Annotated in this window: 27 protein-coding genes and 1 riboswitch; of the genes, 13 read left to right on the top strand and 14 right to left on the bottom strand. The window is 55.6% G+C overall.

Annotated features, from left to right (window positions below):
• Positions 1 to 9: 9 nt before the first annotated feature.
• The 8 genes from BC440_RS23185 to BC440_RS14550 form a co-directional block, all read right to left on the bottom strand.
• Positions 10 to 165, bottom strand: coding sequence for a hypothetical protein (locus tag BC440_RS23185; RefSeq protein WP_175484495.1), 156 nt, complete (start codon positions 163 to 165; stop codon positions 10 to 12).
• Positions 166 to 275: 110 nt separating this feature from the next.
• Positions 276 to 611, bottom strand: coding sequence for a zinc ribbon domain-containing protein YjdM (locus BC440_RS14520; RefSeq protein WP_071240352.1), 336 nt, complete (start codon positions 609 to 611; stop codon positions 276 to 278).
• 106 nt (positions 612 to 717) lie between these two features.
• Positions 718 to 1,128: an MAPEG family protein gene (locus BC440_RS14525; RefSeq protein WP_071240353.1), complete on the bottom strand. Its 411-nt coding sequence runs from the start codon at positions 1,126 to 1,128 to the stop codon at positions 718 to 720.
• 115 nt (positions 1,129 to 1,243) lie between these two features.
• Positions 1,244 to 2,008: an SDR family NAD(P)-dependent oxidoreductase gene (locus tag BC440_RS14530; RefSeq protein WP_071240354.1), complete on the bottom strand. Its 765-nt coding sequence runs from the start codon at positions 2,006 to 2,008 to the stop codon at positions 1,244 to 1,246.
• Between the two features lie 92 nt (positions 2,009 to 2,100).
• The gene (locus BC440_RS14535) at positions 2,101 to 2,313 is read right to left on the bottom strand and encodes a helix-turn-helix transcriptional regulator (protein ID WP_063093489.1); all 213 of its coding nucleotides are present in this window, start codon (positions 2,311 to 2,313) and stop codon (positions 2,101 to 2,103) included.
• Complete coding sequence (locus BC440_RS14540) at positions 2,313 to 2,852, bottom strand: DUF2975 domain-containing protein (protein WP_071240355.1); 540 nt, start codon at positions 2,850 to 2,852, stop codon at positions 2,313 to 2,315. The genes BC440_RS14535 and BC440_RS14540 overlap by 1 nt, the downstream gene beginning before the upstream one ends.
• 284 nt (positions 2,853 to 3,136) lie before the next feature.
• The gene (locus BC440_RS14545) at positions 3,137 to 3,409 is read right to left on the bottom strand and encodes a hypothetical protein (protein WP_071240356.1); all 273 of its coding nucleotides are present in this window, start codon (positions 3,407 to 3,409) and stop codon (positions 3,137 to 3,139) included.
• Between the two features lie 111 nt (positions 3,410 to 3,520).
• Positions 3,521 to 3,784 (bottom strand): hypothetical protein, encoded by a 264-nt coding sequence (locus tag BC440_RS14550; protein ID WP_071240357.1) that lies wholly within the window; start codon positions 3,782 to 3,784, stop codon positions 3,521 to 3,523.
• 133 nt (positions 3,785 to 3,917) lie between these two features.
• On the opposite strand from BC440_RS14550, the gene BC440_RS14555 reads away from it, so the two are divergent.
• From BC440_RS14555 to BC440_RS14570, 4 genes are all read left to right on the top strand, one after another.
• Complete coding sequence (locus BC440_RS14555) at positions 3,918 to 4,379, top strand: metalloregulator ArsR/SmtB family transcription factor (protein ID WP_071240358.1); 462 nt, start codon at positions 3,918 to 3,920, stop codon at positions 4,377 to 4,379.
• A 106-nt stretch (positions 4,380 to 4,485) separates the two neighbouring features.
• Positions 4,486 to 4,700: riboswitch (cobalamin riboswitch) on the top strand.
• A 31-nt stretch (positions 4,701 to 4,731) separates the two neighbouring features.
• Positions 4,732 to 4,905 (top strand): CbtB domain-containing protein, encoded by a 174-nt coding sequence (locus tag BC440_RS14560; protein WP_071240359.1) that lies wholly within the window; start codon positions 4,732 to 4,734, stop codon positions 4,903 to 4,905.
• A 3-nt stretch (positions 4,906 to 4,908) separates the two neighbouring features.
• A complete protein-coding gene (locus tag BC440_RS14565) occupies positions 4,909 to 5,592 on the top strand; it encodes a CbtA family protein (RefSeq protein WP_071240360.1) in 684 nt (227 codons plus the stop codon).
• A gap of 67 nt (positions 5,593 to 5,659) precedes the next feature.
• Complete coding sequence (locus tag BC440_RS14570; protein WP_071240361.1) at positions 5,660 to 6,184, top strand: hypothetical protein; 525 nt, start codon at positions 5,660 to 5,662, stop codon at positions 6,182 to 6,184.
• Here BC440_RS14570 and BC440_RS14575 read toward each other — a convergent pair whose 3' ends face one another.
• On the bottom strand, positions 6,185 to 6,556 hold the full coding sequence (locus BC440_RS14575) for a DUF1636 domain-containing protein (protein ID WP_247643577.1): 372 nt from the start codon (positions 6,554 to 6,556) through the stop codon (positions 6,185 to 6,187).
• A gap of 199 nt (positions 6,557 to 6,755) precedes the next feature.
• Between BC440_RS14575 and BC440_RS14580 the strand changes: the two genes are divergently transcribed.
• The 7 genes from BC440_RS14580 to BC440_RS14610 all read left to right on the top strand — a co-directional run bounded on the left by BC440_RS14580 (position 6,756) and on the right by BC440_RS14610 (position 13,760).
• The gene (locus BC440_RS14580; protein ID WP_071240362.1) at positions 6,756 to 9,179 is read left to right on the top strand and encodes a heavy metal translocating P-type ATPase; all 2,424 of its coding nucleotides are present in this window, start codon (positions 6,756 to 6,758) and stop codon (positions 9,177 to 9,179) included.
• A 399-nt stretch (positions 9,180 to 9,578) separates the two neighbouring features.
• The gene (locus BC440_RS14585) at positions 9,579 to 10,415 is read left to right on the top strand and encodes a transporter substrate-binding domain-containing protein (RefSeq protein ID WP_071240363.1); all 837 of its coding nucleotides are present in this window, start codon (positions 9,579 to 9,581) and stop codon (positions 10,413 to 10,415) included.
• Positions 10,416 to 10,441: 26 nt separating this feature from the next.
• Positions 10,442 to 11,104, top strand: a complete 663-nt coding sequence (locus tag BC440_RS14590; RefSeq protein WP_007090812.1) for an amino acid ABC transporter permease — start codon at positions 10,442 to 10,444, stop codon at positions 11,102 to 11,104.
• 11 nt (positions 11,105 to 11,115) lie between these two features.
• On the top strand, positions 11,116 to 11,775 hold the full coding sequence (locus BC440_RS14595; protein WP_071240364.1) for an amino acid ABC transporter permease: 660 nt from the start codon (positions 11,116 to 11,118) through the stop codon (positions 11,773 to 11,775).
• A gap of 10 nt (positions 11,776 to 11,785) precedes the next feature.
• Positions 11,786 to 12,550, top strand: coding sequence for an amino acid ABC transporter ATP-binding protein (locus BC440_RS14600; RefSeq protein WP_071240365.1), 765 nt, complete (start codon positions 11,786 to 11,788; stop codon positions 12,548 to 12,550).
• 21 nt (positions 12,551 to 12,571) lie between these two features.
• A complete protein-coding gene (locus tag BC440_RS14605) occupies positions 12,572 to 12,958 on the top strand; it encodes a RidA family protein (RefSeq protein ID WP_082824806.1) in 387 nt (128 codons plus the stop codon).
• Positions 12,959 to 13,001: 43 nt separating this feature from the next.
• Entirely contained in the window at positions 13,002 to 13,760 is a 759-nt protein-coding gene (locus BC440_RS14610; protein ID WP_007090816.1) for an IclR family transcriptional regulator, read from the top strand.
• A 407-nt stretch (positions 13,761 to 14,167) separates the two neighbouring features.
• On the opposite strand, the gene BC440_RS14615 is transcribed toward BC440_RS14610, so the two are convergent.
• The 4 genes from BC440_RS14615 to BC440_RS14630 form a co-directional block, all read right to left on the bottom strand.
• Entirely contained in the window at positions 14,168 to 15,307 is a 1,140-nt protein-coding gene (locus tag BC440_RS14615; protein ID WP_071240366.1) for a DUF1513 domain-containing protein, read from the bottom strand.
• Positions 15,308 to 15,326: 19 nt separating this feature from the next.
• Entirely contained in the window at positions 15,327 to 16,457 is a 1,131-nt protein-coding gene (locus tag BC440_RS14620) for an imelysin family protein (protein WP_071240367.1), read from the bottom strand.
• Positions 16,458 to 16,495: 38 nt separating this feature from the next.
• On the bottom strand, positions 16,496 to 17,953 hold the full coding sequence (locus BC440_RS14625; protein ID WP_071240368.1) for a di-heme oxidoredictase family protein: 1,458 nt from the start codon (positions 17,951 to 17,953) through the stop codon (positions 16,496 to 16,498).
• 96 nt (positions 17,954 to 18,049) lie between these two features.
• Positions 18,050 to 19,318, bottom strand: coding sequence for an imelysin family protein (locus BC440_RS14630; RefSeq protein ID WP_071240369.1), 1,269 nt, complete (start codon positions 19,316 to 19,318; stop codon positions 18,050 to 18,052).
• Positions 19,319 to 19,548: 230 nt separating this feature from the next.
• Here BC440_RS14630 and BC440_RS14635 point away from each other — a divergent pair, with 230 nt between their 5' ends.
• Complete coding sequence (locus BC440_RS14635) at positions 19,549 to 20,262, top strand: cytochrome b/b6 domain-containing protein (RefSeq protein WP_071240370.1); 714 nt, start codon at positions 19,549 to 19,551, stop codon at positions 20,260 to 20,262.
• Positions 20,263 to 20,377: 115 nt separating this feature from the next.
• Here the strand turns inward: BC440_RS14635 and BC440_RS14640 are convergent, their stop codons facing one another.
• Positions 20,378 to 20,842: a cytochrome c gene (locus BC440_RS14640; protein ID WP_071240371.1), complete on the bottom strand. Its 465-nt coding sequence runs from the start codon at positions 20,840 to 20,842 to the stop codon at positions 20,378 to 20,380.
• A gap of 218 nt (positions 20,843 to 21,060) precedes the next feature.
• On the opposite strand from BC440_RS14640, the gene BC440_RS14645 reads away from it, so the two are divergent.
• Positions 21,061 to 22,575, top strand: a complete 1,515-nt coding sequence (locus tag BC440_RS14645) for an NAD-dependent succinate-semialdehyde dehydrogenase (RefSeq protein WP_247643578.1) — start codon at positions 21,061 to 21,063, stop codon at positions 22,573 to 22,575.
• Positions 22,576 to 22,782: the final 207 nt, after the last annotated feature.

A 22,782-nucleotide genomic window follows, 5' to 3' on the forward strand; every position in this document is an offset into this window, starting at 1 on the left:
CACTGATTTTCAATAGTTGGCCATTGGCCCATCCGAGCCGCAATCCCCTGTCGAATTGCATGCATTCGATAGCACCTGCTGAACGCTTCGCTGCCAGTTAAAGGTCAGGCAGGAAGATAGCGACAGGGTCGCAAGTAGTGCGGCGATAAGGGCAAGGTGGCGCATGGTGGCCCCCCGTTTCCTTTGGATGGTTCAGGCCAGTATCAGACGACGACATTATACCAGAACCCGGTCGCAATGTCGTCGGCGCAGAGTTTACAGGGCGAAGCCCGCAATCAGATCTTTTTGACGAATTCGGATTTAAGCTTCATCGGGCCAAATCCGTCGATCTTGCAATCGATATTGTGGTCGCCTTCGACAAGGCGGATATTTTTGACCTTGGTGCCGACCTTAAGCGGTTGAGACGCGCCCTTGACCTTCAGATCCTTGATGATCGAAACCGTATCGCCGTCAACAAGCACATTGCCATTGGCATCCTTGTATTCGGTTTCGTCTCCGCCCGTTGCGGTTTGCTGCGACCATTCATGGGCGCATTCCGGGCAAATCAGCAATTCGCCATCTTCGTAGGTATAGGGCGACTGGCATTTGGGGCAGGGGGGTAACGTGCTCACGGCAGATCCTTGGGTAAAAGCGTTAAGTCATGACCCTACCCGTTCCGGTTTGGCCGCCTATCTCGTAACGCCCGAAACCCGACTTGTCGAGAGTTTGCGCCGACAATTACGACCAGAATAATTGCAAGGCAAAGACAAGCATCGCAAACAGGCTGACAAAATAGGCAATGGATCGCACGCCATTGATCCCCGGAACGCGCGTGATTCCGGCAAAATAGAACCCGGTATGGGCAAGGCGGGCGATGGTAAAGACAACCGCGCAAGCCACGGTGACAGTGTTTGAAATACCGATGGCGTGCGCGACCAGAACGATGATCGCAAACGGCACCAGATTTTCCAGATGGTTCTGATGGGCACGAAGGCCGCGGGCGGCCAAGCCCTGCCGTTCGGGCAGGTTGTCGCGATTGCCCATCAGGCGTTTGCCACCGACCTGCCTGCCATAGGACCAGTTGTAAACCCACGGAAATGCAAGGCAGAAAAGAGCATTGAGGACGAGAAGGGCAAATTCGATTGGCAAGGAAATACCTTTGAGTGGTGGCGTTTCCCTGCCATACGCAGGAAGAAGGGAAAGCGATCACACTTTTGTGCAATGAAGCTTGCGCATTCAGCCAAAGGTGATCGCCTGTAATTGCTTATTCTTCGGCAGCCTTGCGAAGGGCCGGAAGCCCGACACCAGCCGTTTCAAACCCGCCATCGGCGGCGATCACCTGACCGGTAACGTAGCTCGCTTTGTCGGAGCATAGAAACGCAATCACTTCGGCGATTTCGCGTTCGCTGCCATACCGGCCAAGCGGCATGGCATCAAGATAGGCTGATATGATTTCCGGCGAATGGACAGCCATGGCAAGCTTGGTCTTGACCGGGCCGGGGCAGACGCAATTGGCTCGAACACCAAAATCACCAAGCTCGATCGCCTGTTGTTTTGTCAGATGAATGACAGCGGCCTTCGATGTGCCATAGGCCACCCGGAGGGTTGATGCCCGAAGCCCGGAAATCGAGCCGATATTGACAATCGCACCCTTGGTCTGCTTGAGCGCTGGGATTGCCGCCTGCGAAACAAGAAAGACCCCATCAAGGTTGGTTTCCATGATCCGGCGCCACGCGCTGAAATCAGTTTCATGGATCGGCAGGAAATCGGCAACCCCGGCATTATTGACGACCGCATCAATCTGTCCGAACTCGGTCAGGACCTCGTCGATCATCAGATCGACCTGTTCGGGGATCGATACGTCATATTCAAATGCCTTGGCATTTGCGATATCGCGACATGCGCTGCGAAGTTCCGCGCTGTCGCGGTCAATCATCGCAACCTGCCAGCCCTGTTCGATAAAAAGATGTGTGGTGGCGAGTCCGATGCCGCGTGCGGCACCTGTTACGAGGGCAACCTTGTTTTCCATTCACGTCTTCCCTGATAACAGCCGTTAAACAGGCTGCTTTGTTTCTTATGAAGGACGCCCCGTGTTAACCGGGCCGTCATGATCACAAGAGCTTACAGGTCGTCGGCAACGAATTCCAGAAGATCACCGGGTTGGCAATCAAGTTCCCGGCAAATTGCGGCAAGTGTTTCAAACCTGACCCCGCGCACCTTGCCCGATTTCAGAAGCGACAGGTTCTGTTCGCTCACCCCGATCCGCGCGGCGAGGTCCTTGGACTTCATCTTTCGCAGGGCAAGCATCACGTCAAGCCGGACAATGATCGCCATCAGACGAAGCTCCTGTTCTCGTCCTCGATCCGGGTGGCTTCTCCCAATACCCAAGCAATCACCAAAAGCAACCCGCCCAGAAACAGGGTGCTGGCCTCGGCATCGCTGAGCCCGATAGACAGCATCCTTTCGCCTTCAGGGCGGGTTATGGTTGCCAGTACGGATGTCAGTGCGCCTGAAAGCGGCTTGATCAGGGTTTGCGCCATAAGGGCCACGGAAAATGCTTTCAGATGGGCAATCGGGGCAGGCTGGAAAATATGGTTTTCGGCAAAGGACAGGAACATCTTGCGCAATCGCCAAAGCCCATAGGCCATAACAAGTGTCGGCAGCATCATCGATGCCATCACGGCATATTTCTGCCATCCGGAAAGGGCGCGCAATTCTTCAATGCTGATGGTCATCTGGCTGGCGCTGGTATCAACCCAGCCATCGACATGCCATATCAGCGGCACGAGACAGATTTCGAAAACAACGCCGATAAGGCACACCCAGCCAAGAATGCGGCTGACGGTGCGGACATTTTTCAGGGTGTCGGACATGACGGGGCTCCATTCGGAAACAATCGGGGGACATTTTAATGACGAATCAAATTCATTAATTAAAGTAAAACATGAATTTTTTATCGAAATGAGTCAATCCGGATTTTTGTCCGTAGTCGCGCTTTGATCGTCAGGCGGGCGATGCCCGGCCAAAATTCAGACAAAAAAAATGCAGCCGGGGCGGTTGAAACACCCGGCTGCAGGAGGAATGGCGGGGAGGGGAGGAAAACCCGCCAGGGAAGAGAGGGAGACGAAAAAGTCTGGCTGCTTCCAGCGCGGCGTCGTTAATGCCGTTTGGAAGAGATCATCGCGTCCCACGCACCTTGCAAACGTTGTTTGGCTTCACGAAAACGCTGCAGGGATTCTTGCGGGATATCACCGCTATGATCCTTGATCTCGCTCCAGGCGGCATCCATGTCATCCCACGCTTGAACAACCTCGCTTGGCAATTGTTCAAGCCCGGCTTCGGATTCCTTGCAATGTGCAGCAAGGCCGAACTCCCAATCCTTGAATTCCTGATGGAGCTTGGCGTGCTCCGGAAGGGGACGGGCTGTCATGGGAGCCTCCTTTTGCTTTTCCAGACAGGTTCAATCTGGCGTGTAATCATGTCATCGATTTGCAATGAAAAGGCGATTTTGGGGCATTTGGGTTGCCGGACCTGAAACCGGTCATTTACCCACCATGTTGTCCCATGCCTTTTCAAGCTTTGCAGTTGCCTTGTGGAATTGCTGCGCGGTGGCGTTGCTTGCGCTTTCACCCTCGGATTTAAGCTTTTCCCAAGCCTCGTTCATTTCGTCATATGGGCCGGAAACTTCCTTGGGCAGGTTGCCGACCTGCATGTTGTTGTCCTTGCAATAACCGGCAACATTCTTTTCCCAGCTATCGCGCGACTGCTGCAGATTAAAAAGATCAAGTGCAGTTTGCTCTTGCATCGCTGTTTCTCCTCGGTTTCAGGGGCACATTTGATGGTGTCTTGTCCATGAAACGCCTCCTCATGGCCGGGGTTCCATGGCAACCGCGATCAAGTCCCCTTGCCAAGTCATTCAGGGCATGGAAAATAGGGGCATGTCACAAAGCAAAACAAATTCCCGCAAAGTCGAAATTGCCCCGACGCGTCCCGTGATCGCCCGGGATGAAAACGGCGACGATTGTCAGGAATGCGATACAGCCGCACGTCTTGGCCTTTCCACCGAACAGGGGGAAGCCGTAACGCGTGACGCGTCGCGTGCGACTGGTCATAACCTGTCGCTGCCCGATATCGAGGCGGCGGCAAAAATCTTTGCGCTTTTGGGGGATGCCGGGCGGTTGCAGCTTGTTCTGCGCTGCATGGAAAAACCGCAAACCGTCGGCGAACTGGCCGAGGCATCAGGTATGTCACAATCGCTTACCAGTCATCATCTGCGTCAGTTGCGCGATCAGCGCATTCTGGCATCGGAACGAAACGGGCGTCATATCTTCTATCAGATTGATGACGAACATATTTCCCGTGTTGTTCGGGACGTCTTTGCCCACGTCACGCACGATTAGGCCTTCTGCCCCGGGGTTTGGGGGCGGATCGACAATCGGGCGAATATGTTCGACGAATGATCACCCGGCCTGCGTGGTTTTCACATTGCACTTGCGCCAAATTACCGTCATAAACGAATGGCTTGGTTTTTCCCGCTCTGCTCGGGGTTGGGAAACGAAGAGGGAATTTGGAAAGCCGTCTGTTTTACGGCCAAAGCCAAAGCCGCCCCCGCGACTGTATGCGACGAGTGCCCGCCATCATACCACTTGCGAAAGCAGGGAAGGTCGGCGACGCATGATGACCCGCAAGCCAGGAGACCTGCCAGGCATGGACCCGAACCGACTGTCGGGTGTGACAGCAAAGGAGATTTCTATGACCACGCAGACCGCGGCATTTGCCGCTTCGAAAAAATCCGTTCTTCTGCCGATCCTTGCCTGCGCCGTTTTTGGCCTTGCCGTTGTATTTGTCACCGGCCACGTTCAGGCGGACCTGCTTCATGACGCGGCACACGATGTGCGCCACGCGACCGGCTTCCCCTGCCACTAAGTCATGTTCACACGCATAGTAACCAGCGCGTTGTTCGCTGGTGCTGCAGCGGGGCTTATTGCGGCCCTGCTACAGCTGTATTTTGTGCAGCCCGTTTTGCTGCATGCGGAGCTGTATGAAACCGGTGCCCTTGTGCATTTCGGCGGTGACGCGGTTAGCGCGCATCAGGATGTCGGTGGCATTGATCCGCTACGTGACGGGCTAAGCGTCCTGTTCACGATGCTGGTCTATACCGGGTATGCACTTATACTGGTGGCGGCCATGGCCTTTGCCGAAAACCGTGGTCATGTGGTGGCGGCGCGCAATGGCATCATCTGGGGCATTGCCGGTTTTGTCATCGTGCATTTTGCACCGGGTTTCACCTTGGCGCCAGAGGTGCCCGGTGTTGCCGCGGCCGATGTCTATGAACGGCAAATCTGGTGGTTTGCGACGGTGGCAACCGCGGCACTTGCGGTTTGGCTGATCGCCTTTGGTCGGAACTGGCTCGCGTGGGCGGCGGCGGTTGTTCTGCTTTTGGCGCCGCATGTTATCGGTGCACCTGAACCCGATCAGTTCACCGGTCCTGTGCCGACCGAACTTGGCGCGCTGTTTGCTGCGCGTGCCTTTGGTATCGGGGCGGTGGCCTGGGTATTGACCGGCTTGTTTGCCGGGCATTTCTGGCGGCGTGAAGCCGACCGGGAAGCGTAAACGCAATCGATCAGGCGCGGTATATTCCGCGCCTGTTTTCTTTCATTGATTTGTCTGGATAAACGAAATGTCACGTTCACTTGCCCTTTTTGGGATCGGGCTTGTTTTTGGCGGCGGGATTGGCTTTCTGGTCGCGGCGGGAAATGGCATCACCCTTGACGGTCATGATCATTCTGATCCGCAGGCGCACGGCGGAAGTACGCATGATGACACACATGGCGCGATGAATTTGACCGGTGCCCATGCCAGCCATGATGCCACCATTTCCCTGCCCGATGCCGTTGATGTGCCAAGATTTGATGTTGCCATTGCGCCCGATCCGGTCAGTGGCTGGAACCTGCATCTTTTGGTGCAGAATTTCCGTTTTGCCCCCGAACATGCCAGCAGTCCCCATATCCCGGGCGAGGGGCATGCCCATGTCTATGTTAACGGCACCAAGATTGCCCGCCTGTATGGCCCGTGGCTTCATATCGCAGATCTTCCGGCGGGCGATAACGAGGTCACGGTCACGCTGACGGCCAATGATCACAGCCAGCTTGCTGTTGGCGATAAACCGTTGCGTAAGACCATGAGAGTTTCGGTTAAACCTTAATCAAAGTGCTGGAATACGGGCCTTAAGGCAAAATCGAAGACGTCCGCAGCCGCGTGCGTCTTCGATCCATCCATCCGGGGCGTTCAGATATTCCCGGCAGGTGGCAATGATATCGTCAATGTCGTGACGCGCCGATAATCCGGCAAAAAGATAACTTGCCCGTCCGGCTCCCTGAAGCGCAACCGATGTCGGGTCGCTGCATGATCCCATGCAGTCAACCTGCGTGATTTCAAACGTTTCGGGCAATTCCGCCTGATCAAGTGCCGTGCCTAACTGCCGCGCAAAACCATCCGCATCGACAAAATCCACCTTTGAGGCCGGATCAGCATCGGGTGCTGGCTGGCAGGTTTTGCAAATGACAATACGGGGCATAGGGCGGTTGGCCTTGGTTCTTAAATCGGGTGGTCACTATGGCCGCAGTGCTGGCGTAATTCATCAACTTTTTCGGGGCGTCGGGCATTGTGTGTGATAACATTCAAATCATGATTTGAATGTTCTTGACTCCACAACATATGAATTGTTATTTGAATATAACGCATGAATATAAATTTGAATGTTGGCGAGGTCCAGAATGTCCGTCATCGCAAAATGGGATCAGTTCCCGGCCATTGGAAATTGTGAAAGCTGCAAGTCATCGCTGATTGCGGCTCTGAACGACGCCGTGCCGGGGCAAAGCTTTATTGCTGCCGCCGATGGCCTGCACGCGCAATCCGAACTGAGTGGCAGGGAACAGGGCACGGTTGACGATGTGCTGGCTCGTCATCGCGACGGCATTTCGCATCGTCATTGGGCTGTATCGGGCATGGATTGCGGGTCCTGTGTGGCGAAAATTGAAACCGCGCTTTCCAAACGTGATGGCGTGCAATGTGTTGATGTATCGATGATGCGCGAAATGGTGACGCTGGGTCTTCGCGACGACAGTGCCGAAACGCGTTCCGATATCAGCACGATGCTGACCAAACTGGGTTATCCGGCAAAGGAAAAGGTAATTCCGGGGGCGGCGAAATCATCCGAAGCCGCTTGCTGCGCTGGTGGTTCCTGTGGCTCTGCCAATCCGGCTGCGACGGATAATGCCGCGTCGCAAGATACCGATGCCAGTGACAAATCCCTGCTGCGCAAACTGGCCCCCTGGCCGGAAGCCGGGGACGAAATTGCATGGGCGGCGGCCTGGCTTATGCTGGGCGGGCTGGTTGGCTGGCTGGTTCCGGTCACCGATGCTTATGCAATGTCCATTGCCTCGATCATCGCAGCATTTCCGGTTATGAAAACGGCGTTCCGTCTGGCGGCAAGCGGCGCATTCTTTTCCATCGAACTGTTGATGAGTGTCGCGGTTCTTGGCGCGGTTGCGATCGGCGAAAGTCTTGAAGCCGGTATGGTCGTCCTGCTGTTTGCCATCGGCGAAAGCCTTGAAGGCATTGCCGCTGGTCGGGCACGCAGCGGTGTTAAATCGCTGATGAAACTGGCCCCGGAAACCGCAAGGCGGGTTTCGGCATCGGGTAATGTGTTTGAAACGGTCGCCCCGTCCGCGCTTGCACTGAATGATATTGTCGAAGTCCGTCCAGGCGAACGTATTCCGGCCGACGGTGTCCTGACCGACGGGGCCGCCGAAATTGACAACAGCCACCTGACCGGTGAATCCGTGCCCGTCCCGTCTGAACCGGGGGACGAGGTTTTTGCCGGTGCCATTGTCACCGATCGGCCCGTACGCCTGCGCGTAACCCGTGCGGCAGGGCAAACCATGCTGGATCGTGTGATCGATCTGGTTGAACAAAGCGAAAAGCACAAGGCACCGGTCGAGCGTTTCGTTACCAAATTTGCCCGTATCTATACGCCAATCATCATGGCGCTTGCCGCCCTGACGGTTGTCATTCCGCCGGTCCTGTTCGGGCAGGGCTGGGAAGAATGGATCTATCGCGGGCTGGCCCTGCTTCTGATCGGTTGCCCCTGTGCGCTGGTAATCTCCACCCCGGCGGCGGTCACGTCGGCCTTGGCTCGTGCGGCCAGAATTGGTCTGCTGGTTAAAGGCGGTGCCGCGCTTGAGGCCATCGGGGCGGTTCGTACCATGGCGTTTGACAAAACCGGCACATTGACCGAAGGCAAGCCAAAGCTGACGGCAATGATGTCGGTGGGCGATATGGACGAGGACCGGCTGCTTGCGATTGCTGCCGCGCTTGAAACCGTGACCTCCCACCCGCTGGCAAAGGCGGTGGTTCATGCCGCGACGGAACAGAAACTTGATCTGCCGGAAATCACCGATGCGCGTACGATCGCCGGCGCCGGGGTCGAAGCCCGAATTGATGGCACGCTTTATCGCGTCGGGGCGGCCAAACGCCTTGATATCGAACCGGCTGCCAAAGTTGCCGATTGGCTTGCCGCACAGGAAGACGCCGGCAGCACGGCCGTTGTCATCCTGCGTGATGGCGATGTCATTGGCGCACTTGCGCTGCGGGATACCGCGCGTGCGGATGCCCGGGATGCGCTTGCCAAACTGAACGCCTTGGGCATCAGCCCGGTGATGCTGACGGGTGATGCCGAACGCGTTGCCAAACGCATGGCGGGTGAACTTGGTATGGACTACCGGGCGCAGCTTCTGCCCGAAGACAAGCTGAACGTGCTGGCCGAATTGCGCAATGATCCGGTGCGGAAGGGATCGATTGCCATGGTTGGTGATGGCATCAACGACGCCCCGGCGCTGAAATCGGCCGATGTCGGCATCGCAATTGGCGGGGGCACCGACATCGCCCTTGAGGCCGCCGATGCGGTGGCGGTCAAGGACCGGCTGTCGGATGTCGTTAATCTGGTAAAGCTGTCCCGCACCACGCGCCGCGTGATCCGCGAAAACATCGGGTTGGCACTGGGGCTTAAGGCTGTCTTTCTGGTCACCAGCATCACCGGTCTGACGGGACTTTGGCTGGCGGTGATGGCCGATACCGGTGCAACCGTTCTGGTGACGCTTAACAGCCTTCGTCTGCTGATCGCGCTGCGCAACCGCTGATCCCTCAGCCGCGCAAGCTACTCCAGAAAATTATCGAAAGTCGGCCGCTATTGCATCTCGTGATAGCGGCCGAATTCTTTTTTGCTACCTCGCGCGCTGCGACTCCCGATCTTCTCCATGTTCTTGTTCGCCGTTTCGCGCAGAAATACTCGGAAAACGCCCTGCTCTGACAGGATGCACAGGTCATCACTTCCATAAAAGTCCTCACATCAGATCGTCCGGGTGCCGAGGTCACTACATTTCGAAAGCCAAGGAAAACTGCGGGTTTCGCAAAAGCGAATTGACATGGCTAGATTTTGGTTTCAAGTTAAATCCGTAACAACGATATTAATTCCGGTATAACGGAATTAACCGGGACTCATCAAAAACGGTTGGCTCTTTTCATCAGCGGAGACAAACATGACCTTCTTAAAAACAATCGCAGTCGCGGCGCTTATGACCGCAACTGCCGGATCGGCCATTGCACAGGAAGCCAGCAAGCTTCAGCAGGTCCTTGATCGTGGTCACCTGATCTTGGGGACCGGCTCGACCAACCCGCCATGGCACTTCATTGACTCGGATAACAAGCTCAAGGGCTTTGACGTTGATATGGGCCGCCTTGTCGCCAAGGCCCTGTTTGGCGATCCCGATAAAATCGAATATGTCCAGCAATCCGGCGATGCCCGTATCCCGAACCTTGTGACCGACAAGGTCGATCTGGCCTGCCAGTTCATGACGGTGACCGCCGAACGCGCCCAGCAGATCGAATTCACGATCCCCTATTACCGTGAAGGCGTTGGTCTGTTGCAGATGGAAGGCGGCGACTACGCCGATTACGAGGCGCTCAAAGCTGCTGGATCGGACGTTACCGTTGCCGTTCTTCAGAACGTCTACGCCGAAGAAATGGTTCACGCTGCCCTGCCAGAGGCAGAAGTCGATCAGTATGACAGTGTGGATCTGATGTATCAGGCGCTGAATTCCGGGCGTGCCGATGCCGCCGCAACTGATCAGTCGGCACTGCGCTGGTTCATGGTCAAAAACCCGGGCCGTTACCATGACGCCGGATATGGCTGGAACCCGCAAAGCTATTCCTGTGGCGTGAAGCCGGGCGATCAGCGTTGGCTGAACTTTGTAAACACGGTTCTGCACGAAGGTATGACCGGTGTTGAATTCCCGTTCTACGCCGACAGCTTCAAAACCTGGTTCGGCACGGAACTGTCGGTGCCGCAGATCGGCTTCCCCGTCGAATACAAATAACCTAGCAGCATCCGGGAAGAACCGTTTTGAACTACGATTTCAATTTCAGCGTCATCTGGCGCAATTGGGAGCTGCTGGCGCAGGGCCTTGGCCTTGGCTTGTTCCTTGCCCTTGTTTCGATTGCGATTGGTTGCGGGATCGGACTTCTGGCGGCTTTCGGGATGCTGTCCCGTCACCGGGTTTTACGCTGGATCGCAGTGGCTTATGTCTCTGCGATCCGCAATACCCCGATCCTTGTCCTGATCCTGTTCTGTTATTTCGCATTACCCCAGCTTGGCATTGCACTCGACAAGATACCGTCCTTCATTTTTACCCTGTCGATCTATGCCGGTGCCTATCTGGCGGAAGTTTTCCGTTCGGGCCTCGTCGCCTTGCCCAAGGGCCTGCGTGAAGCCGGGCTTGCCATCGGACTGACGGAACTGAAAATCAAAATCCACATCATCATTCCGGTGATGTTGCGCAATGTGTTGCCGTCGCTTTCGAACAATTTCATTTCGCTGTTCAAGGACACGTCGCTTGCGGCCGCCATCGCGGTTCCCGAACTGACGTTTTATGCACGCAAGATCAATGTCGAAAGCTTCCGTGTGATTGAAACATGGATGGTTGCGTCACTGATTTACGTGGTGGCCTGCTATGTCATCGCGTGGTTCCTGCGCCAGCTTGAACAACGTCTTGCGGTTCCGCGCTGAAAGGCTTTCACATGAATTTTTCTCTTTTCCTGAACGAATTGTGGAATGCCCGGATGAACCTGCTGGCCGGGCTTGGCGATACGGTTCTGATTTCCGTCGCGTCCGTGCTGCTTGGAACGTTCCTTGGCGTTTTCGTTGGTCTGGCGATGACATATGGCAATAAGCCGACCCGGTTTGGGGTGCGGCTTTATATCGACTTCCTGCGTGGCACGCCGGTTTTCGTTCTGATCCTTGCCTGTTTTTATATTCTTTCGGTTGTGGGGCTGGATCTTAGCGCGTTTCAGGCTGGTGTGCTTGCGCTGACGATGTTCTGTTCGTCCCATGTCGGGGAAATTGTCCGTGGTGCGTTAAAGGCAATCCCGGCCGGTCAAACCGAAGCCGCCAAGTCAATCGGGCTGACTTTCGGGCAAACCTTTGCCTATGTCCTGCTGCCCCAGGCCCTGCGCCAGATACTGCCGACCTGGGTCAATACCGCGACCGAAATCGTCAAGGCATCGACGCTGCTGTCGATCATTGGTGTGGTTGAATTGCTGCTGGCAACCCAGCAGGTCATTTCACGGACCTATCTTAGCCTCGAATTCTATCTCTTCGTTGGTTTCGTCTATTTCATTCTGAACTTCCTGATCGAACAGGCCGGCCGTGCTGTCGAACGCCGCATCTCGATCCCATAATGAGGCAGCCATGTCCCCCATTCTGACAATTACCGATCTTCACAAAAGTTTTGGTGATCTCGAAGTCCTCAAGGGCATCGATATGACCATGCAAAAGGGTGATGTCGTCTCGCTGATCGGATCATCGGGTTCGGGCAAGACAACCCTGTTGCGCTGTGTGAACCTGCTTGAAGATTTCGAACGTGGTTCCATCGAACTCGACGGCGAAGCCATCGGCTACAGACACGACGGTGGTGAACGCCGCCGTCTTTCCGAACGTCATATTGCGCGTCAACGCGCCATGACCGGCATGGCGTTTCAGCAATTCAACCTGTTTCCGCATATGACCGCCATTCGCAATGTCATGCTGGGTTTGACCAAGACCAAGAAAATGGCAAAGGACGAAGCCTATGCCATTGCCGAAAAATGGCTTGAACGGGTTGGCATGATTGAACGACGTGATCATTTCCCCGGTCAGTTGTCTGGCGGACAGCAGCAGCGTGTCGCGATTGCGCGCGCGATTGCGATGAACCCGCGCATCATGCTGTTTGACGAAGTGACATCCGCCCTTGATCCGGAACTGGTCAAGGAAGTTCTAGCCGTTGTCCGCGATCTTGCCGATGACGGAATGACCATGCTGCTTGTCACCCATGAAATGCGCTTTGCCCGCGATGTTTCAAGCAAGGTCGTGTTCATGCATCACGGCCGTATCCACGAAGAAGGTCCCCCCGAACAGATTTTCGGCGCACCGGAAACAGACCGGTTGCGGGGCTTTCTTGCAAATTCTGAAATGTGATTGAAGACCAGGAGATATTGAATGACCATCAAAAGACACGGTGTCGGTGAAGCAAAAGGAAACGGTCAGAAGGCACTGCCTTTTGCAAAGGCTACGGAAGCCGATGGATGGCTTTACGTGTCCGGACAAACGCCGATGCGTGATGGCGAAGTCGTTGGAAACGGGATTGTCGAACAGTCCCGTATTGCTATCGAAAACATGCTGAAAATCGTCGAGGATGCCGGATATAGCGCAAGCGATATCATGCGCATTGGCGTCTGGCTTGATGATGCCCGCGATTTCTGGAGCTTCAACGGAGTCTTTCAGGAATATTTCGGCGATCATCCGCCTGCGCGTGCTTGCGTTCAGTCTTCAATGGTGGTGGATTGCAAGGTCGAGGTCGACTGCATTGCCTTTCGCAAGGCATAAGAACCTCTATCCAAAGAACTGATCACCAGCGAAGAGGGGACTTATGAAAGAAGGGCAAATACGGAAACGGGCGCGCGGCATTGATCGGGCGTTTGATATTCTTGATCATTTGCGCTCTGTCAAAGTCTCGCAACGGCCTGCCGAGATCGCCCAGGCGCTCGGCGCGCCGACCTCTACGATCTATGATCTGATCAGCGTTCTGCTGGAACATGGCATGCTCGAGGTCACCGATGCCAACGGATCGGTGTTCCTTGGGCGTCGTGTCTATTTCCTTGGGCTGGCCTATCGCGAATATTTCGATCTGACCCGCGAAGCTGGTGTCGTGTTAGATGAAATCACCGCCACCACCAAGGAAACATCGCAGTTCTGCATGCTGGACGGCAACAAATACACTGTCGCCCTGCAACGCGAAGGCAGCCGTCCGTTCCGCATCAGCGCCAATGTCGGGGAACGCACTCCGATCCCGTGGACGGCATCGGGGCGGCTGTTGCTGGGCCATTTTTCCGATGATGAAATCCGCGATCTGATTCCGGCAAACGATTTTGTTCTGCCCGATGGCAGCCATACCGATTTTGATGCCTATATCGCCGAAATCCGGCAGGCGGCAAAAGACGGGTTCTTTTCCTTTGATAGCATCGTTGACACCTTCACCCATTGCTTCGCCGCCCCGATCCGCGATCAGAACGGCGTCTGTGTTGCAACGGTATGTATTGTCGCGCCAAAGGATGATGCCCGCAAAAACTATGCGCAGTATCGCGACGCACTGAAATCCGCTGGCGATAAACTATCTCACAGCGTCTGATTACTTATCCGTCCGCACACAATATCTTTGCGTGGAAGAATGCCGGTTTCTTTGTGCTGAAAAGAGAAAGCGGCGGTTATCGTTTCCCGCATCGATAACCACCGCTGTTCCACCTTGAGAGGCCTGCGGGGAGAGAGACCCGCAGGTGAGAGACAAGCCTTTTGGGGACAAGTGCGAATGGGTTGCATTCGCGGGCTGTGTCGAGACCCGTTATAGGTCAGGAAAAAATACTGCGCAAGTGAAAATCGTTCGCATTTGCATAAAATTTTTGGTTGAGAGTTTGATGGTGTTTCTATCCCGACTAAAATGGTTGGTTAATGCCGCGGTTTTCTGCGGATTTCAGGCCGAAAATGTCAAAAAGGCCGCACGATCAGTGCGGCCTTTCAGGTCGGGTTAAATGACGATATCTAGATGGAAATACGCCGCAGATGATTGTCCCAATGAAGCGATTTAAGCGAATCGTCGGGTAATTCGACGCGTTTTCGGCGAATCGCATCCATGCGCCATCCGGTACCAAGGCCGCTGGTGCCAACGAACTGACCCGCAACATCTGTCGCGGCAAGCCCGCAGCCATCCGGGGCGGCGATATGAGTCAGGAAGCCCGATGTTTTGACATCCCAGAATGTGATCAATCCGCCGCGTGGGCAGGAAATGCCAAATACCTGTCCCGATGCGTCAAAGCGCACCGATCCGCAATATTGCCGCATGCGTAGCTGGACATTGTCCGGGGCCTCGATCGGGCGGATTTCGCTACCCGGCTGCCACAACCCGACCAGCGGCACCTGATCGGTCAGTTCCCCCTGATACTGGAAGCCCGCCGCAATTGTCCCATTGGATGCGACATCAAGATGGCGGATGGATAATTGATGCCAGTCGGCTTTAAGTGCCGCCTGATGGATCAGCTTGCCGGTATGCCGATCAATGATCGACAGGTTCGGTTCCATACTGTCGATATTAAGGGCCGTGCGTCCGTCAAAGTCCGGATGGGTGTGCAAGCCACCATTGGCGATCACAAGGCTTTCACCGTCCGGCATCAGGTGCAATTCGTGCGGGCCGGTGCCAAAACTGTCAAATTCGGCAATGCGGCGATACCCGTCTTCTGCATCCCAGACGGAAACAACCCCGCGGGCATGATCAAAATCATTCTCGGTGATATAAAGGAACCGGCCATCATTGGAATAAACCGCGTGGCCATAAAACCGGCGGTCTTCCGGGCAATGCAGTTTGGCGCGGACCTCGCCGCTATGGCGATCAAGGATCAGGCCATAAAGACCCGGCCTGCGTTCAACTGCGGCCACATCGACATGGCCGGGACGCAGACCAAGGTCGTGACCCCGGCCGGGCAGGGCCTGTTCGAACAGGATTTTGCCATTGGCGTTGAACGCGCTGACGTAAAAGTCATCATGATCCCCGGCACTTGCGGAAATATAATGTGCCCGGTCTTCCACCGCGGGGGCGCTCGCCGCACGCCCAATGCCAACCGGCAACAGGGTAAAGGCCCCGCCAACACCCATGAGTTTCAAAAACTCGCGTCGTTGATGTTTCACTTTTTGAACTCCTGTTCGCCTAGTCGCCATCAAGCGCGTTAAAACCGCCGCCCAATTGCGTCGTACCGCCAACGTCGCCCTCAACCAGCGTATTCACAAAACTGACCTGATCGGCGAAATCTGATAGTTTCTGATAGCCATCGGGCTGATCAAGCAACTCGACAATCGAGGCAGGCAACTGATCAAGTCCGTCTGACATGGTCTGCCAGTTCAGCCGGAAGGATCGATCCAGAAGGCTGCTATCAATCAGGGCCGAAAGGCCTTTGCCTTCTTCGCCGGTATCGCCCCACTTGCCGTCATAAATCGCAAACAGCCCGGTCAGGTTATGTTCGATATTGCGCAGGGATCGTTCGGAAGTCGGGCTTTCGGCGCGGTTGGCTTTGCCATCCTTCGGTCCGTCGCCAAGCGGTCGGCCAAGTTTCTGACTGACAATGATCAGAAGTCCTTCGTGAAGCGCACGATAAAGGTCGGTCGCGGCAAATTTGGCATCCGGGTAATCCATGCTGTCAGGACCGGCTTCGATCATGCCTTGGGCAAATGCCGGCCATTCATCAACCAGTTCACCGGCCATGCGTGCCAGATTGGCGCCGACGGCCCCGCCATACCCACACAGGAATACGCCATCCTCGTCATCGTCCAGAAGCTTGGGTGACAGCTTATCGTCAAACAGGACCTGCTCAAGCGCAGGAAAACCCTGCAAGGCGGCACTGGTATCAGCGATTTTTTCCCGGTCGGTATAGATCGCGGGCTTGTCAAACATCAGTTTGCGGAACTGCCTTGTCGCCGTACCATGTTTGTCAGGCCAGTATTCGATATGCTGATCACGGCCATTGGCAATCAGCGGTCCCATGCGCCACGGCTGCACTTCCTGCCAGATATCCATGGCTGCGTGGAAATCTTCGCGCACCTCGTCCAAGCCATCCTGATCGGGCTCGGCACAGAAATCATTCATTTCATCGGACAGGTTTGTTGTGGCGTCATGCAGCGCATCAAGCTTGGGCGGCATGACCTCACCCAGAAGATGTTCAAGCACCGGGCGGTAATTTTCATCGGGGATATCGGCGCGCGCGCCGGGCGGTGCCAGTCCCACCATCAGCAAGGCAGATACCCCCAAAAGGGCGGCTTTGCGAGTGCGAAACAGGAAAGGCATGATATCCCCCGAACAGTAAGGCTTTTATAAAATAACGCTTATAAAGAATTCAAAAACGCGATCAACTTGCTGCGATCCGATGATGGCAAGAATGTGACGGCGTCACGCGCGGGTTTTGCCTCTCCCCCGTGCCACAATATTGCTTCCAGAATGTTGCGCGCCCGCCCGTCATGCAGGTATCCGGCACGTGGATCAATTTCCTTCGCGCGGCCCAATCCCCAAAGGGGCGGGGTGCGCCATTCCGTTCCGCTGGCCTCGGCTTCAGGCCGGTTGTCGGCAAGCCCGGCACCCATATCGTGCAATAACAGGTCGCTATACGGCCAGATCACTTGCCCGGATTGTTCCGCCAGATCAGTCCGTTCGGGCAATTGATAGCTTGGCGTGTGGCAGGCTCCGCAACCGATTGAATTGAAAATCTCACGCCCTGCGATCACCTCCGGATCGGATACGTTTTGTCGCATCGGCGGGGCTATGTTACGGGTGTAATAAAGCACAAGGTCGGTGATCTGCCCGTGCGCTTCCAGATTGTCAAATTCCGGATCATTACCATCCGGCGCACCACGGCACAGTGTCTGGGCTTCGGTGCAGTCACCGTATCCGTTGGGATATTGTGGGGTTGAAAGGCCGATATCGAACTGGAATGCATTCTGGTTCTGCTGATCAAGGCTTGGCATTCCGGCCTTCCAGCCAAACCGCCCGATGGCAAGCTCATCCTTTGCAATATCCCAAACCCGGTTGACCCGGCCCGATATGCCATCGTCGTCATGATCTTCCGGATCAGCGCTCGCAAGCAGTACTTCATCGGGAATGGCTTCCAGAAGCCCAAGCCCGATCATTGGCGGGGCAATGCGCGGTGAAATCATCACATCGTCGTGCAATGGCCCATAAGCCAGATCGCGCATGCCATAGGTCGGATGGCGCAATTCGACTTTGGTGCCATCGGCTAGTTCGACGGTTTGCATGTCATAACTGACGGTGACCTTGCCTTCGGCTTGAACGGTCGGGATCGAAAAATCCTGAAACTGGCCGCCATAAACCGGATCGGGCAGGGTGGATGCATGGCCTGACGCCAGTAATTCCCGATCCGCATCATTTTGTGGCGGGATCGACAGGCGCAACAACATCGACGTCGCCCCGGCAGACGGATCATCTTCATCAACCGGATGGCCGCGGCCATTTCTGATATGGCACCCGTTGCAGGCCCGTGAATTAAACAGCGGCCCCAAACCGTCTGCTGCCTTGGTGCGCGTTGGGGCGGTTACCCAAAGCCTTTGAAAAAGGGCCTCGCCAAGCTTGAAATCAAGCCGCTTTTCAAAGGTCATATTGGCCGAATGATGGGTGAATGCCATTCGTCCGGTTTTCTTTTGCCAGGTGGTCGCCCCGCCCGGCAGGGCATCGGCGGGTATGGTTTCATCGGCAAATGCCGGTGTCATGGCCCCGAAGACAAGGGCGGTCGCGATCATGAAACGGGAAAGGCGCATGGCGGGAAACTGCATGGAATTTTTCTAATCGTAAAAGCGAAACGGCGGGAGAAAAATTCCCCCGCCGTCGGACTCATTTGGGGCATGACCCCGAATGCGGATCGTATCTGATCAATTGATCGAGGTCGGATTGTCAAGGCTGTCCGAACCTTCGAACTCGATCCCGTCAACGCCAATCGCGGCAACGATCTGTTCGATCGATTTGGTCTGATCAACAAGCGCATCGACAAAGGTCTGAACAACGGCATTGCCGTCTTCATTGTCCATTGCGATCAGCTGGTCGAAATGCTCGCCTGCCTGTGCGCGGCTGACCATGGCCTTACCGGCCAGAACCGATGCTGCCAGTTTGGCACGCAGTTCGGTATCAAGGCCTTCATCCTTGGCGGCAACCATATCCGAAAGCGATGCGCCTTCGACGACCGACCCGTCAACACGGGTATAACGGCCAAGATAAACGTTCTGGATGCCCAACGCGTCATAGTAGTGCGAGTTGTGGGTGTTGTCCGAGAAGCAGTCATGCTCTTCTTCCGGATCATGCAGCAGCAGGCCAAGCTTGGTGCGCTCACCCGCGAGTTCGCCATAAGACAGCGAGCCCATGCCGGTCACAATCGCGGTCAGGCCCGGAACGCCGTCACCTTCAAGAACGGTTGCACGTGCTTCGCCACCATCCGTCCACTGTGCGGTCATCCATTCAAGGTCCGAAACCATAAGGTCGGTTGCGGCCTGAAGATACGCACCGCGACGGTCGCAATTGCCATTGGTGCAGGCATCGCCCTTGGCATAGTCGGTCCATGCGCGTGCACCGGCACCGGCTTCGGTTCCGTTCAGATCCTGACCCCACAGAAGGAATTCAATGGCGTGGTAGCCGGTTGCAACGTTGCTTTCAACGTCGTCAATCTCATGCAGGCTTTCGATCAGTGCGGCATCGATGGTTGATGCATCGATGGTTTCACCGGAAATGCTCAGGCTCGGATTGGCAACGACATTGGCGGTATAAGCCGGGTTTTCTTCGTTTTCTTCGCCGTAAAGGTCGGTTTCGACATAGTCGATCAGACCTTCGTCAAGCGGCCATGCGTTAACCTTGCCTTCCCAGTCATCAACAATCGCATTGCCGAAACGGTAAACTTCGGTCTGCTGATACGGCACGCGTGAGGCCAGCCATGCGGATTTCGCAGCATCAAAAGTCGCCTGCGACGGATTGGACACCAGCGCATCAACAGCGGTCTGGAGCTGTTTTGCGGTGATGAGCGAATCTTCGTAACCGGCATGTGCAATATCGGCATAGGTGGTCAGGACGTCTTTTGCGCTTGGCGCGGCATATGCCTGTGCGCCAAGGGTGGTTGCCAGTGCAGCCATCCCGAGAATTTTAACGAATTTCATAGGAGTTCCCATCTGTCCCTGAAGGTGAGCCAAGGGCATAGCCCGTTATGCTTCCGGGTAATTGTTACTGCTTGTGATAATGATTTGCAAACTTGAAATATCTCAACAAGCAGATTTTCCACATTTTTTGCTGTGATAAACGGAATTTGACCTGCACTTTTGTCCGGATCGGGGCATCATCCTTTACAGGTATGATATGACCGCTAAAAGCAGAAAGAGGGGACCTGCCAATGAGCGCCGAAACCGAATCGCAAAACTCAGAACCACAAAAGACCGTCCGGCTTTGGGATTTTCCCGTTCGCCTGTTTCACTGGGCACTGGTGATCGCGATTGTGACATCCTGGTGGTCCAATCAGGAAGTCATGATCGATATCCACGCTCTTTCCGGATACAGCGTATTGGCGCTGGTGCTGTTTCGCATCATCTGGGGCTTTGTCGGCAGTTCCAATGCCCGGTTTTCAGGTTTCCTTGCCGGTCCTGCCAGGGTGATCGGCTATATGCGCAAACTGCCCAACGGGTCGGTGCATGATCTTACCTATCCGGGGCATAATCCGGCCGGGGGCTGGATGGTTGTGGTGCTGATCCTGCTCGTGGCGATACAGGCAATAAGCGGCCTTTTCACCAGCGAGGATACCTTCCTGTTCTTTGACGGTCCGCTGGTTGCCTATGTCAGTTCCGATGTCGCCAGCACGATGAATTTCATTCACCACACCAATATCAATCTGATTTACGCCGCGGTGGCACTGCATGTTCTGGCAGCGATCTTCTATCTGATGATCAAGCGCGAAAACCTGATCGGTGCAATGATCACGGGTGTACGCAAAGTCCCCGAAAGCATGGCCACCGGCTTCATGCAAATCCGCTTTGCCTCCCCGGTCCTCGGGATTGCGATTCTCGTGGTTTGTGGTCTGGCGGTGTGGGGGATGGTCACGCTGGCGCGCTGATAAAGAAATCCCCGAAAGGTTTTTCCTGTCGTGCCGCCGGGGGAGGGCAGCAGGGGGGGGTGACAGGGCCTTTCGGGGATGTCCGAGCTTGCTCGTGCCCGGCATCTTCGATCTGTTACTTCGAACGGTATTCGTCGTGGCAGCCTTTGCAGGATTTGCCAAGTTCGCCAAGGGCGGCACCCATTGCGCCCTTGTCACCGGCTGCGGCCGCAAGGTTCATCGCCGCGGTTTTCATTTCCGGGAAACGGCCCGAAAAATCGTCCCAGTTTGTCCAGACATCCGGTTTGGCGGTTGTTTTTACCGATGCGTCGGCTGTATTGGGTTCGAACGCGGCCGGGGCGGCAGTGGCGGAAAACGCAATGCCATTGGCAAGGTTGCGGATCACACCATCGGGCAGTTCGCACTGGCCCTTCATGTAGCAGCCAAGTGTCCCCATCGCACCACCGATGCCATCCATCAGCATCTGACGGGTTTGAACGGCTTCATTATCCATTGCCTCGTCGGCCTGTGCAGTTCCAAATGCCCCCAGACCAAGGGCGAGGGATGCGGTCATCAAACCTGCGGTCACAATATGCTTCATGGCTCTCTCGTTGGTTGTCTCTTCGAAACTCTCTGACGGATCCGGGGCACTGGCGTGCTGCCCCGGCTGTTTTAATTCTTATATTAAGGTCATAAGCGTTGTTGCCTATGACTTGCCGCTGCGCTTAGTCTCCCAATTGCGCCCCGAAATTCGGAATCACAACCGCGTGATCACCGAATAAATTATTGTAAATGACGTGCACAAGGAAACGCCCCCAAATGTCCGCTGTGTCCAACGCCGCCCCCGATGCCAGCCAAACCGCCATTCGTGAGGGCAGATCGCGCGCCCGCAAGCTGATCGCCGACTGGAACCTTGATAAGGCATTCATCAATGGCGAATGGGCGCGTGCTGATTCGCGCGAAGCCATTGATGTGTATGATCCGGCAACTGGCAAGGTTATCGGCGATGTGCCCTTCACGCGCACTTCCGAGGCAAGGCGCGCGATTGATGCCGCCGATGCGGCGTTTCCGGCATGGTCGCGCATGCTGGCAAAGGAACGATCCGGTTACCTTAAACGTTGGCGCGACCTTCTGGAACAGTATCAGGATGATCTGGCCGCCCTGGTCACGCTTGAACAGGGTAAACCCTATGATCAGGCCTTGCGCGAAGTCGTCGGCGCCATTGCCTATGCCGAATGGTATGCCGAGGAAGCTAAACGCGCTTATGGGCAAACCATGCCCGCGACCCAGCGTGACCGGCGCGTGGTTGTGCAAAAGCATCCCGTGGGTGTTGTGGCGGCGATCACGCCATGGAACTTCCCGTTGACGATGGTGGTGCGCAAATGTGCCCCGGCACTGGCGGCGGGGTGCACAATTGTTGTCAAACCAGCCGAAGATACCCCGATTTCGGCACTGGCCGCCGCCAAGCTTGCCGAAATGGCCGGTTTCCCAGCCGGAGTGTTTAACGTTGTGACCGGCCAACCCATGCCGATTGGTGAGGCTCTGACCGGGGATCCGCGCGTACGGATGCTGTCCTTCACCGGCTCTACCGAGGTCGGCAAACGGCTGATGGTGCAATGTGCGCCGACGGTCAAGAAACTGTCGCTTGAACTGGGCGGCAATGCGCCTTTCATCGTGATGGATGATGCCGACATCGATGCCGCTGTGGCTGGGGCCATGATTTCCAAATTCCGCAACAGCGGCCAGACCTGCGTTTGTGCCAACCGCATTTTCGTGCAGGACGGGGTTTATGAAAGCTTTGTCGAAAAATTCATCGCGGCAAGTCATGCGCAGACCATCGGCAACGGCTTCATTCCCGGTACGGATATTGGCCCGCTGATCAATCGTCAGGCGGTGGCAAAAGTTGAACGATTGATCGATGATGCGAAAAAACGTGGCGCGACCCTGCATTACGGTGCTGACCGCCCCGAAGATGGCCATTTCATCCGGCCGCTTGTCATAACGGATGTGCCCCTTGACGCCGATTGCTTCAACGAAGAACTGTTTGCCCCGGTGGCACCGGTCTATCGTTTCAGGACCGAGGCCGAGGTGATCGAACTTTCCAACCGGGTACGTGCCGGTCTGTCATCCTATCTTTTCAGTCGCGATATCGGCCGTATCCAGCGGATTGCCGATGGGCTTGAAACCGGGGTGGTTGGCATCAATGATGGCACCACGTCCCACGAAGGTGCACCATTTGGCGGCGTGAAGGAAAGCGGACAGGGCCGCGAAGGCGGTCATTGGGGGCTGGAAGAATATCTTGAACCCAAATATCTGAATTATGCACTGGGTTGAACCCGCGAATATTCGCTGACTTTCGTAAGATAATTTGAAGATCGCATAACGGCAATTATGCGCACCGCTATTGCCGTTCTCCGATTTCTTAATCAGCCATGCAAAATTGAACGGTGCGCGATTCCAGGAATCGAGTCTGCAATTTAAAACCGATTTGTCGGCAAATTGCCATTTAAGACCCCGCTTTAAGCATCGAAATCGCCCTGT

It is taken from the genome of Thalassospira sp. MIT1004 (assembly GCF_001858545.1).
In the GTDB taxonomy this organism is placed as follows: domain Bacteria; phylum Pseudomonadota; class Alphaproteobacteria; order Rhodospirillales; family Thalassospiraceae; genus Thalassospira; species Thalassospira xiamenensis.